Raw genomic sequence first — 12,667 nt, forward strand, 5'->3', positions numbered from 1 at the left:
ATGTAAAATACAAAGCTTATGCCTTAAAATGGTTGACCATGGGTCATCCGTATAACAGGTTTAGCCAAAAAAGGAAACAATTGGAAAAACCGAACAAATAAGTTACTTGTCCATTGGCTTCCAAAAAATAATTGCAATCGCCTCCCTTTATTTAACCGCCTGGAAAAATTTTGATCCCATGCGCTACTATATAATTTTTCAAGCTGTGACCTTGTAATCATCCCCTGTAAAAAAAGGTCGATCAACCTGGACGCGATCTTACCTGTGTGCAATGCTATGCTCATGCCATTGCCGCATAAAGGGGTTATGAGTCCCGCGGTATCTCCCATCATGATCACATGATTCTCGATCCTTGTTCTTGGCTGAAAATTGATTTGAGATATAGTTATTGGAAACTCTTTGATTATGGTCGAAGATGAAAATATCTCCTTTAAATGAGGATTATGCATCAGGATTGAGTGCTGCATCTGATCAATACTATTATTGCTTTTTTTGAGATTGACTGCAGTGGTCATGTAGCAAAGGCATGTCAATCCATCTTCAATATTGGAAATTCCACAATAGCCATCCTGAAAGTTATGAAGGCCTATACTTCCATCGGGCCAACCTGACCTAATATGATATTTGACAGCTATGAAATTATCCAGGCGTTTATTAATCCGGTTCAGAAAGCTTCGGTTCCATTTCCTGTCAATATTGCTTTTCTTGCCCCAGGCTGCACAACAAACTTTTGCTTTTACTGAAGGGGTTTTAGTTAGCCTTGAATGGAACTGTATGGTAAAATATTCATTAAATGCAACCTGCTCCACCTTGCTTTCCTCCATTACTACCACCCCCAGGCGTTTGGCCTTTTGAGCCAATGTATCGTCTAATAAATAACGGCTTATGCCAAACCCTCCTAATGGAAGTTCGGTTTTGAATTCACGGCCATTGGGTGCCGTTAGAACCAATGTATGGATGGACGGTACATTCATTTCCCTTATGGGAACTCCCAGGTGCTGTAAATAATTGATAGATTCAAGGCTTACATATTCTCCACAGACCTTATGAAAAGGATATTTTTCCTGCTCAAATAAGATTACTTCATACCCGGCTAACCTGAGTTCAATAGCACTGGATAAGCCCGCGAGGCCACCTCCAATTATGGCAACATCATATTGATCACTTAACTCCATAGTTATGCACTGTAATTAGCCATCTGAATGCCCATTTCCACTCACAGGAATAAGTTGTAATGTTCGCCTTTTTCAATAAAAGCTCCCAGTCTTTTTTTGTAAAACCCCTGCTTACAGATAAGGGTGCATCATTTTTTACAAGATAACTACTGGAGAATAATTGAGTAAGCCATTTTATTATATGAAAAGCGATGGGATGACGATGAAGGTCATTTATAAAAAAACCCAATGAACTGTTATGGTACATGTACGCAAACATTTCCACCAACTCCACGTCAGTGAAATGATGGCAGAATAAAGAAGAAAAAAGAATATCAGGTTTCTCCTGGAAATCAACCAGCCTGTAATCAGAATGAATAAATCGAATAATACCTGATTTATTTCTGGATGAAGCATAATGGATACATTCTTCATTAATGTCTATACCTGTAAGGGATACTGGAATATCTTTTTTGAGTGCCCATTTTTGAATAGCATTCAGGTTGTCTCCGCCTCCGCAGCCCATTTCTACAATCTTAATTGGCTGGCGGTCGTCGTAATCATTGATCAACTTATTGACTCCATCCAGCGTTATAGCATGTCCACCCAAATAGCGGTTTATAAATTCCAGCTCCTGCATGTTGCGCATGATATCCCTGAATGGAATATCAGAACTATCAAGGAGTTCTTTTTGATAAGATCGTTTTGCCGAGGTGAACATCAATTATGCGCTGAAAATGTTTCGACTGTCAGGCCAGGCCCAAAAGCTGCTCCAACCAACCTGGTCAGTTTTTCCTTTTTTTGAATGATCTTTTTGAGAACAAATAAAATGGAGGCTGATGAAATGTTCCCATATTCACGAAGTACTTCATAAGACTCATTCAGTTGCGGTGATTCAATACCCAAACTTCTTGATACTGCCTCCAGTATTTTCTTTCCTCCAGGGTGTATACACCAACTGGAAACATCCCTTATGCCAAGGTTTTGCTTTTGCAAAGCCCTTTCCAATATCGATTTAAAATCTTCCTCTATCAGGTCTGGAACATACCCGCTTAAGGTCATCTGGAAACCACTGGAAGAAATTTCCCAGGCCATGTCTCGTTTTCCTTTGGGAATCACTTCACTATAGAAGTTATCCAGGTACAATCCTCCTGGCTGGTCGCCGGTTACCAGGACCGCAGCTGAACCATCGCCGAATAAAAGGGAAGACGTCAGGTTATCAGTAGTGCTATCCCTTTGGAAGTGAAGGGTACACAATTCAGTACATACGATCAGTACTTTTGATTGGCTGTCTGCAAGACAAATGGCATTGGCCATTTTCAATGCATGAATAGCAGCATAACAACCCATAAAATTTACAGAACTTCTGACTATTGATTTATCCATATCCATAAGCTCCATCACCTGGAGGTCTAAACCCGGGGCACTTAAACCCGTGCAGCTTACCGTAAGCAGATGAGTGATCGTTTTTGGATGATGTGTATGACCGAGGCAATCCCTGATAGCATCTACAGAAAGCGAGGGTGCATACTTGCAATAAATGGCCATACGCTGTTCCAGTGAAGGAAAGGGCTCAAGGTTCTCGGACTGGGGATAAAACTTCCAATCCTTTACTTCTTTACTATAGTCCGAAATAACGGAGAACCGCTGATCGATCCCCGACTGCTTATATAAAAACCGCATCTTCCTTTTGTCCGCTTCTGTAGCTGCATATACTGTTTGCATAAAAGCAAGAATATCCATTTGTTGATGGCAAAACGAAGGAACTGCAGTACCTATTGAAATAATCTGGCTCAAGGTTTAGATAAAATAAGGGTTACAAAATAAAGAGTCGTACAGAGGGTAGCGATCACATTCATGCGCAAACTATTTTTAAAATTTGCCTCCTGTTCAGATATCCACACCTTTCGCATCCATGTCAAAAAAAACAATACCACCGGTAACATGATCAACAGGTATCTAAGCCAATAGTTCACTTCATTCTTCCGTTCAAAATGCAAATACATCAGGATTGTAGCAACCAGGAAGAGACCCATACTTAATAAAAACGTCCCACGTTTGCCAACGAGATAGCTGATTGTTATGACACCGTCAGCTTTATCTTCCTGGTGTTGGTAGATCTGTGTCAAAGGGTATAATGCTGCAATTAAACAACTGGAAATGATGCAAGGCAATATGGGAACATTTAAGTCCGTGGATGTGTTTGTTCCCATATAGGTAATATAATAGACCAAAGCACCCTGGAATATAAATACCGTAAGGAACCCTATAACCGGAAAACGTTTTAATCGTATCTGCCTGGAACTATAGGCCCTTGAAGCTATTATGTAGAGCAAAATACCCAGAGAAAAGTAGGTTGAAATAAATAGTCCAAGTATGATAGCCAAAGCATCCATCAGGATGGCAATACGGTACAATTGCCTGGTAGGTTGCAAAGGTGTTTGCAATCCTCCTATAGGTGTAACATCTCTGTCCATATAGGAATTGTAGCCATTACTGGATGGATATACCAGGAAATGGAGGATCATAAATATTACAATTGCATTTGAAATATGAATGTTAGGCACCTGGCTCAAGGCAAACAGGTAAACCGGAAGTAAGAACAGGGAAAAATGAAATCTGAGTAATTGTATGGTTGATCGGTGCAGCACATTGAAAGTTAGGTATTAAAAGGAATGAAATCTAAATGAGAATAAGTTCAATTACCATCAAATAGAAGCATTATTGCTTCAGCAATATAGGGTCAGAAATAAAAGTCCATGGTGCTCCATTTTTGCAATTATTTGCAAGTAATAGCTCACCATGGATACTAACTACTATTCTTCCCACAATTATCTTCTGCCTCTACCAACCAGCCATAATATTAGTCCGACAACCACGACAACCACGAGTATGCCTACCCACATACCCGCTTTAAAGATTCCACCCACTACTTCGCAGGAACTAAGAGTCATTGCCATTGCTAAAACGCTAAGCCATAATAATGAATAATTTTTCATGAGTTCGTCTTTTTCTTTGTTAATGCAAAAGTTTTGCCGCAGAAAGAAAACATAATTCCTTTCTATTATCTTCATTGATCTATAAGAACTAATCTGCTTATGTTGGTTAAGACATTTGGAAGTGCCGTTTACGGGGTGGAAGCGACAACCATCACTGTAGAGGTCAATTGGATGAAGGCCAATTTGGGTTTTATGTTAGTGGGTCTCCCGGATAGTGCCATTAAAGAAAGCTTTCAAAGGGTGGAAAGCACCCTTAAAGCCAATGGATATACGCTTCCAAGGACAAGGATAGTGGTTAACCTGGCTCCTGCTGATATTAAAAAAAGCGGGACGGCATTTGATCTTCCTATAGCTATTGGCATTCTGGCAGCTACCGAACAATTGAACAATATTGAAGCAATCGAACATTACCTGATAATGGGCGAACTAAGCCTGGACGGAGAAATACGTCCTATCAAAGGTGCCTTGCCCATTGCCATTCAGGCAAGGAAAGAAAAATTCAAAGGCCTTTTTGTGCCAGCCGCCAATGCCCGTGAAGCCGGCATGGTCAATAACCTGGCAGTGTATGGTGTTACCCATATCAAAGAAGTGATTGACTTTTTTGAAAATGGTGAAACAGGCATCGAGCCTGTAGCTATCAATACACGGGAAGAGTTTTATAATTCCCAATCTGATTATGAAGTTGATTTTGCAGATGTAAAAGGACAGGAAAATATAAAGAGAGCCTTAGAAATAGCTGCCGCCGGCGGACATAATGCGATCCTGATAGGACCTCCTGGCGCAGGTAAGACCATGTTAGCCAAAAGGTTACCCACCATTTTACCTCCTTTAAGCTTGCAGGAGGCATTGGAAACTACCAAGATCCATTCCGTGGCAGGTAAACTTCCGGAAAATACCACATTGGTTTCCAAAAGGCCTTTTAGAAGTCCTCATCATACTATTTCGGATGTGGCCCTGGTGGGTGGAGGCGGAAACCCACAGCCTGGTGAGATCTCCTTATCCCATAACGGAGTATTGTTCCTTGACGAATTGCCGGAGTTTAAAAGAACAGTACTTGAAGTTATGCGTCAGCCCATGGAAGAACGCAGGGTAACCATCTCACGTGCCAAGGTGGCGGTTGATTTTCCGGCAAGTTTTATGCTTATAGCCTCAATGAATCCTTGTCCTTGCGGGTTTTACAATCATCCGGAAAGAGAATGTAGCTGTCCCCCGGGTGCTGTTCAGAAATATCTGAATAAAATTTCAGGGCCTTTGCTCGACAGGATTGATCTGCATGTTGAGGTTACACCGGTAATGTTCAGTGAATTATCTGCTACAAAGCCACAGGAAAATTCAACATCGATAAGGGAAAGGGTTATAAAGGCCCGGGAGATACAGGAAAGGAGATATAAAGATCATGCAGGCATTTATTGCAATGCGCAAATAAGCAGTAAAATGCTTAAAGAGATCTGCATCATTAATGCTGCCGGTCAAAACCTGTTAAAGGCCGCCATGGAAAAATTAAATTTGTCGGCAAGAGCCTATGACAGAATATTAAAAGTATCCAGGACAATAGCCGACCTGGCTCAAAGTGAAGAAATAAAAGTGGAGCACCTGGCAGAAGCCATACAATACAGGAGTCTTGACAGAGAAGGTTGGGCGGGTTAAATTTTAAGAGATATGGATCAGTTGGAAGTGTTTTTTAAGAGCCTTGAGGATTATTTTGATAGAATATATGTCATCACCTTGTCCCGTGCCACAGACAGGCATCAACACATACAAGAGGAATTAAAGGGATTGAAATATTCCCTTTTTTGGGGACAGGATAAAGATCAATTTGAAGTAAAGGAATTAGAAGAACAAAATATTTATAATGAAGCCCTGGCAAGGGAATCTCACAGGTGGAATAAAGCCATGCCCCCTGGAATGATCGGATGTTCCTGGAGTCATAAACTGATATATGAGGATGTAGTCAAAAACAATTACAACCGGGTGCTAATCCTGGAAGACGATATCATAATTGATAAAAACAGCATCTCTGCTTTTCCCCAAATACTAAAAGAACTTCCACACGATTGGGAATTGCTTTACCTGGGATACGAAAGAAATGAAGAATTCAAGCCAACTTATTATATCAAACAATGGCTGTATCATTTGCAAAGAACCCTTGGATTGATCCGCTTTTCCCACAAGACCATCAGGAATATGTATGCCAAAAAGCTCAGCACACATATTTATTCTTCCGGCTATCACGACCATACGCACGCCTATGCAGTCACCAGATCCGGGGCAGAAAAATTAAGTAAACTGCAGGAGCCGATCCGCTTTTTCCCAGATAATTTACTGGCGTATGCGGCCACCAATGAATTGGTAAAAGCCTATATCGCCAGGCCAAAGCTAATTAACCAACTTTCCCAGGGAGAAACAAAAAAGCTAAGTACCTACATTGGGCACTAATCAATTCTTAACTTTATTCATAATGGCGAATGTTCTGGTTTTACAAGCAATTCAGGGAATTGACAATATAAATAAATGCAGGTATGCCATTTTAAAATACCTGGATGCGTATAATCTGAATCCTCCTTCAGACGTTGCCATATTTCTTTATACAGATCAGCCTGCCTATTTTGAATCCTTTATGCCTTATTTCAATCAGTTTGGCATTAAGGAGCTTTCCATTTCACAGGCTAAAGAATGGGCAGGAGAGCCAGGAAATAGTGGAAGAATCAAAATGCATACATTGGCTGAGGTAAATACACATTTCCATGGCAATGTCCTGTACCTGGACAACAATTGTTACCTGACCGCACCGGTTGAGGACATTTTCTCAGAAATTGAAGCAGGCAATTTCTATATGCATTCATGCCTTGGAGACATCAACAGTAGTAAGAATGCACAAGCCCAAAAGCTCAATAAACTTTTATCAGGCAATACTATACAGAGCAATGGAAATCCATTGCAAACAAAAGGTCTGAAATTGTTTAACCCATCCGTTATTGGAATCAACTCTTCATCGAAGGAAGTATTAGAAGATGTCATTGAATTATCAGATCTTATTTATAAAAAATATCCACACCCCATAATTGAATCCTTTGCATATAGCTATTGCTTCCAGGCAAATAACAGGCAGGTGAAAAGCTGTGAAGAAAGCGTTTTCTATTACCAGGATGAAAAAACTTTACATCGATTATTACGCAGTTTTTTTGAAAAGAATGCTGAGGAAAGTGTACCAAACCTGGTAAAAGCTTTAAATAAAATAGATATTAAAAGTATCTGGAAAAAGAAATCAGAATTTGATTCAATGCCTTTTTACCAGAAATGGATCAACACTTTGGTTGGTAAGGGATGGAATATTAAATCTTACGAAAAGAAAATATAGAACAAGTGATCATATGAAAATATTATTAGCGCATTTAAAACCTTATAAACTATTAGTTGCCCTTATTTTAGTATTGGCAGCTTTGAATATTGGATTCTCCTTAATTGACCCCATCATCTTCGGGAAATTGGTAAACCTTGCCAATGAATTTGTCAAGTCTATTGAGAAAGGAGCAAAGATGGATAAGGAAAGATTTTTCTGGCAATTTAACTGGGTTTCTCCCGGTGTGGTTTACCTGCTCCTCTGTTCCATTGGGGTGGCAATGGTAAGTCGTATCGCCAAAAATTTCCAGGATTACTTTTTGAATGTTGTAGTCCAAAAGTTTGGCGCGAAGGTATTTACCGAAGGCCTGCAGCATGCCATGAAACTGCCTTACCAGGAGTTTGAAGACCAACGTAGCGGAGAAACACTAAGTGTTCTTCAAAAGGTTAGAACAGACACCGAGAAGTTCATTAACAACTTTGTGAATATTCTTTTCACTGTATTGGTGGGAATTGTCATAGTAGCCATTTTTGCAGCCAGCATTTCTTCCCTCCTTCCAATTGTTTATTTTGGAGGCATTGCCATATTAATGATCATCTCTAATCTTTTGAGTAAAAAAGTAAAAACTATTCAAAAGACCATTGTAGCACAAACAACCTCACTGGCAGGAACTACAACAGAGTCGCTTCGAAACATTGAATTGGTGAAAAGCCTGGGACTTACCAACCAGGAAGTGGAAAGATTAAATAAGAATACCTATAAGATATTAGGTCTTGAACTCACTAAGGTGAAGCGGATCAGAAGTATTGGATTTATCCAGGGCACTTTTGTCAATACATTAAGACAGGTTATCCTGTTCATGTTAATGTGGTTCATCTTTAAAGAAGAAATGAATGCCGGTCAGCTGGTGACGATGCAGATTTATTCCTTCTTCATTTTCGGCCCCTTGCAGGATATTGGGAATATAATATTGAGCTATAGGGAGGCCGAAGCATCTCTTAATAATTACCATGCATTAATGGAAAAAGAATCTGAATCTCAACCTGATCATCCCAAACACCTGGGACCCATCAGCCAACTTGAGTTCAGAGGTGTTAGCTTTAAACACCAGACTGCTATGCATAAAGCGATTGATGATATCAGCTTTAAAACGCAGAGAGGAGAAACTATTGCTTTTGTAGGCCCCTCAGGTTCTGGTAAATCTACCTTGATGAAATTACTTGTAGGCTTATATCGCCCGCAACAGGGAAATATATTTTATAACGGTTTGGATGAAAATAAAATCCATTTCGATGACCTGAGAAACCAGATAGGGTTTGTAACACAGGACACGCAATTGTTCAGTGGTACTATTAAGGAGAACCTGATGTTCGTAAATCCTTCTGCAAGTGATGAAGATCTTTTAGACGCGTTAACCAAGGCTTCCTGCCAAAATTTATTATTAAGGGCTGAAAAAGGCCTCGATACTATGATCGGTGAAGGAGGTTTGAAATTGTCCGGCGGAGAAAAACAACGATTAAGTATTGCCAGGGCCCTGCTTAGAAAGCCCAAGCTTTTGATCTTTGATGAAGCTACATCCTCATTGGATTCTCTTACCGAAGAAGAGATCAATAAAACTATCAGGAATGTATCTTCATTCAATGACCAGATAACAATCCTTATAGCACACCGTTTGTCTACGATCATGCATGCTGACAGGATCTTCGTACTGGAAAAAGGAATAATTATAGAAACTGGAACCCACGAAGAACTCCTTGAAGAAAAAGGATTGTACTATGCCATGTGGAGACAACAAATAGGTGAAAGAAAAAACACAACCGTATCCACACCAGCCATTTCCAATTAAGTAAATAAAAAGACCCCTTTATCGGGGTCTTTTATTTTGGTTTTAGAATGCAATAGGAATATTCAATCGTATCATAAAATTCCTTCCTGTATTAAAAACACCATTCCTTCCGGTCAACTGGTTTACATCTGTATATTTCAACCGGCTCAGGTGGCTTTGATAAGCAACATCAGTAAGATTATTGGCCATCAGGTAAAGACTGAACAAAGTTTTATTCTTATTTTTTATATCAGAGCTCACACTGGCATTTAATAAAGTATATCCAGGAGTTGCTGTTTCAGTTCCAAATGCCGTAAAAGGTTTGTTCTGTGAAAATGTATGATCTACTTCAAACTGTAAATGAAGATTCTGTAACTGTTTTCCATTTTTCAATAGTTCCGCCCTTAGTTCGCTGATCCATTTTGTAGCAGGAATAAAAGGAACATTTTTGACACCTTCCACAGGGGTGGCAAATTGTCCCCTGACATAGGATACAGTATTCTCAAAATGGAACCAGTCAAGGGGATGTGGGTGAATATCTAAAAGAACTTCGCCCCCGTACAGCGTCGCATTTCTTTGATCAAATTTATAGGCAGGAATTTGATCTCCATTAACTTCCACCAATGAATCAGATCCATTAGCACCCATTAACTTACTGTAAAAAATAAAATTGTTGATCCGGTTGTAAAATGTATTTGCAGTGAATAAAACATGTTCTGAATTTAACTCCATCCCTATATCTCCCTGCCATGATTTTTCCGATCCTAATCCAGCATTTCCATATTCATACCTGTTAGTACCCTCATGTGTTCCATTAGAAGCAAGTTCCGGGATACTTGGAGCCCTGAATCCACGGGCAAGATTAATTTTGAGTAATAAGCGTTCTGTCGCTTCATAACTAACACCAAGGCTACCCGAAACGTTAGAATAGTTCTTTGCTATGCTATTGAATTTTACAGCGCCATTTTCTTCAAGGTAGCTGGACTGAAGGGAACGGTTATCAAAACGTATCCCACCGCTAATAGTGGATCCGCCAATGGTTTTTTGGGTATATAAAAAGCTGCCAATATCAAACAAATGGTATTCTGGAATCAGCACTTCCACCCCTTTATTTTGATTTTGTTGTGCCATACCCCCAATCCCAACTGAATGAGTCCACCCATTCTTATCTGCTAAATGGTAGATAGCACTATAGTTTAAAGTATTCAGATCAAATGCCAGGCTCTTTTCAGTGGGTATATCCGTATTACCAAATTCCGTTCGTTGGTTTCGTTGCCAACCCATGTTAATACTCACCTTTCCTGCTCCCATCCTGATGCTGTTATCACTGATCAACTTAAAATGGTTGACATGCTGGTAAGGCACCTGTGGATTGACACTATTGAAATCGCTTTCTGTAGGGGTTTGTTCTATACCACCGGGAAGTGTTTTCACAAATGCTCCTTCAGCATTCCTTGTCCCTTCTATTACACCCAGTTTCTGGTTGAAATTGCTAACAATTAAATGCGAAAAACCCCATGAGCCATTATATCCAACGTAACCACCCAAGTTATGTTCATTAAATTTTGAATTGAAAACAGGACCATCAAATTTATTCCTGTAGTCTCCTGCAGCTTTATAATCTCCCCATGCATTCCAGTTAAACCCATTCTGGTTCCCTCCCAAACTTGCATACAATGACCGTTGCCTGTTATTGGTTTGATACCCAGAAAGAATATTTCCTTTAAAACTATTGATAGGTGCAGGATTTGTTGTGATTATGTTGATAACACCAGCCATGGCATCGCTTCCATAGATCAACGATGCCGGACCTTTGACTATCTCTACCCTGCTAACACTATTTTCGTCAATTTCAATTCCATGTTCATCGCCCCACTGCTGCCCCTCCTGTCGAATGCCATCATTTACCACAACTAACCTGTTATATCCAAGCCCTCTGATGATAGGCTTTGAAATAGCAGGTCCTGTAGACAGCTGATTGATACCTGGCTGTCTTGTCAGGGCGTCAATAATATTTGTAGACGCGGTAGTGAGTAACTCAGTTTTATTGATCCGGTTGATAGGGATAGGAGTTTTGCGCATGCTACTGGCCCCGGCCACAGCGGTGATAGTGATGCCCTCATTCATAACATAGGTTGAGGTTAAGGCAAAATCATGGACATCATTTCCCTTAAGATCAATATGTTCTACAAGCGTTTTATAACCTGAATAGGTTATTTCAATAATTGTATGTCCTAAAGGAATATTGTCAAGGACATAATTACCGGAGCTATCAGAAAAAGTTCCGTTTTTTGAATCTGGCAATGAAATACTGGCACCAGCCAAAGCCTCGCCTGTCTTCACATCAGTGATCTTTCCTGATAGTTGGTTTTTTTTAATATCCTGGCCAAAAGAAATATATATAGTGAGGCTGAGAATAGATAACAGCAATAGCTTTTTCATTCAATAATTAATTTGCTAGCAAATAAGAAATAGGTAAAATCTCGACTTTTGTTAGCAAACAGGAGGGCTTCTTCCTGCCTCAGATGAAAATAGATTTTGTGTAAAATCGCTATAATAGACCGGGTAAGATCTCTTATACTCCTGGTAGGGAACCAGAGGAGATTCATATTTTACATAAATGAAGGGTACAGTAACCACCAATTCATCGAAATGGCAATTTGTACCCTGTATGTGCATGCAATTTGTAGTTAAAGGGCCATGCGTACAGGAAATAGTGTCTTTATGTTGGGCTAAAACATCATGGATAAATGCCTTGGGCATGGCACTAACCATAAAAACAAACAGAAGCAAAATAGCCGATAGCTTTTTTATGGTGATCTTCTTGTTCAAGTTGTACTATACTTTACCGTTGCCGGCGCCCAATGAATTTCCGGCAAAGTAAAAGCTTTGCAACCAAGCTGCAATATCAAATTTAGTTAATACTAAGAATGACCCAGGAAGGAACCAAAACTATTGATGATCTGTTTGTAATCATCAAATCGGTAAGGTTTTGTATGATAGGAACTTGCACCTAGCAGTGCACAGCTTTCCCTGTCACTGTTACTATTGGAAGTACTGAGAATCACAACCGGGATGCCGGCAAGATGAGGTTGCTTTTTAAGATAATTTAAAGTCTTACGCCCATCCCATTTAGGCATATTTAAATCAAGGATAATCAATGATGGAAGATCGGAAGCCTTTATAGAATTCAGGTACTGTATGGCATCTTCACCATTTGAAGCACAAATAAGATCAGCATTGGTACCTGTTTCTGATAATGACAGACTCATAAAATACCTGTCATCTACATCATCATCAACGTAGAGTATTTTGGTGGGTTGTGGCAGTGGCATAGGTTATATTTTGG

General features: G+C 39.8%; 12 protein-coding genes. 5 read left to right on the forward strand and 7 right to left on the reverse strand.

All coding sequences use genetic code 11. The features are described from left to right. Positions 1-23: 23 nt before the first annotated feature. The 4 genes from BP74_RS17835 to BP74_RS17850 are packed head-to-tail and all read right to left on the reverse strand — an operon-like array spanning position 24 to position 3,805. Positions 24-1,175: an NAD(P)/FAD-dependent oxidoreductase gene (locus tag BP74_RS17835; protein ID WP_496376184.1), complete on the reverse strand. Its 1,152-nt coding sequence runs from the start codon at positions 1,173-1,175 to the stop codon at positions 24-26. After that, positions 1,162-1,875, reverse strand: coding sequence for a methyltransferase domain-containing protein (locus tag BP74_RS17840; protein WP_496376186.1), 714 nt, complete (start codon positions 1,873-1,875; stop codon positions 1,162-1,164). Before BP74_RS17840 ends, BP74_RS17835 begins: the two co-directional genes overlap by 14 nt. After that, positions 1,875-2,951 carry a type III polyketide synthase gene (locus BP74_RS17845; protein WP_496376188.1) on the reverse strand — a complete coding sequence of 359 codons (1,077 nt, stop codon included), beginning with the start codon at positions 2,949-2,951 and terminating at the stop codon, positions 1,875-1,877. The genes BP74_RS17840 and BP74_RS17845 overlap by 1 nt, the downstream gene beginning before the upstream one ends. After that, positions 2,948-3,805, reverse strand: a complete 858-nt coding sequence (locus BP74_RS17850; protein ID WP_496376190.1) for a UbiA family prenyltransferase — start codon at positions 3,803-3,805, stop codon at positions 2,948-2,950. The genes BP74_RS17845 and BP74_RS17850 overlap by 4 nt, the downstream gene beginning before the upstream one ends. Positions 3,806-3,956: 151 nt before the next feature. Between BP74_RS17850 and BP74_RS17855 the strand changes: the two genes are divergently transcribed. The 5 genes from BP74_RS17855 (at position 3,957) to BP74_RS17875 (ending at position 9,339) form a co-directional block, all read left to right on the forward strand. Then, positions 3,957-4,145, forward strand: coding sequence for a hypothetical protein (locus BP74_RS17855; protein ID WP_496376192.1), 189 nt, complete (start codon positions 3,957-3,959; stop codon positions 4,143-4,145). A gap of 107 nt (positions 4,146-4,252) precedes the next feature. Then, positions 4,253-5,800, forward strand: coding sequence for a YifB family Mg chelatase-like AAA ATPase (locus BP74_RS17860; RefSeq protein ID WP_496376194.1), 1,548 nt, complete (start codon positions 4,253-4,255; stop codon positions 5,798-5,800). A gap of 12 nt (positions 5,801-5,812) precedes the next feature. Continuing rightward, a complete protein-coding gene (locus tag BP74_RS17865) occupies positions 5,813-6,589 on the forward strand; it encodes a glycosyltransferase family 25 protein (RefSeq protein WP_496376196.1) in 777 nt (258 codons plus the stop codon). Positions 6,590-6,611: 22 nt separating this feature from the next. Further along, positions 6,612-7,511 carry a hypothetical protein gene (locus BP74_RS17870; RefSeq protein WP_496376198.1) on the forward strand — a complete coding sequence of 300 codons (900 nt, stop codon included), beginning with the start codon at positions 6,612-6,614 and terminating at the stop codon, positions 7,509-7,511. A gap of 13 nt (positions 7,512-7,524) precedes the next feature. Further along, complete coding sequence (locus BP74_RS17875; protein ID WP_496376200.1) at positions 7,525-9,339, forward strand: ABC transporter ATP-binding protein; 1,815 nt, start codon at positions 7,525-7,527, stop codon at positions 9,337-9,339. Positions 9,340-9,381: 42 nt separating this feature from the next. Here BP74_RS17875 and BP74_RS17880 read toward each other — a convergent pair whose 3' ends face one another. From BP74_RS17880 to BP74_RS17890, 3 genes are all read right to left on the reverse strand, one after another. Continuing rightward, positions 9,382-11,760 (reverse strand): TonB-dependent receptor, encoded by a 2,379-nt coding sequence (locus tag BP74_RS17880; protein WP_496376202.1) that lies wholly within the window; start codon positions 11,758-11,760, stop codon positions 9,382-9,384. A 51-nt stretch (positions 11,761-11,811) separates the two neighbouring features. Further along, the gene (locus tag BP74_RS17885; RefSeq protein WP_496376204.1) at positions 11,812-12,150 is read right to left on the reverse strand and encodes a hypothetical protein; all 339 of its coding nucleotides are present in this window, start codon (positions 12,148-12,150) and stop codon (positions 11,812-11,814) included. Between the two features lie 92 nt (positions 12,151-12,242). Then, complete coding sequence (locus BP74_RS17890) at positions 12,243-12,653, reverse strand: response regulator (RefSeq protein ID WP_496376206.1); 411 nt, start codon at positions 12,651-12,653, stop codon at positions 12,243-12,245. Between the last annotated feature and the right edge of the window lie 14 nt (positions 12,654-12,667).

This window comes from Flavisolibacter ginsengiterrae DSM 18136, assembly GCF_059568575.1.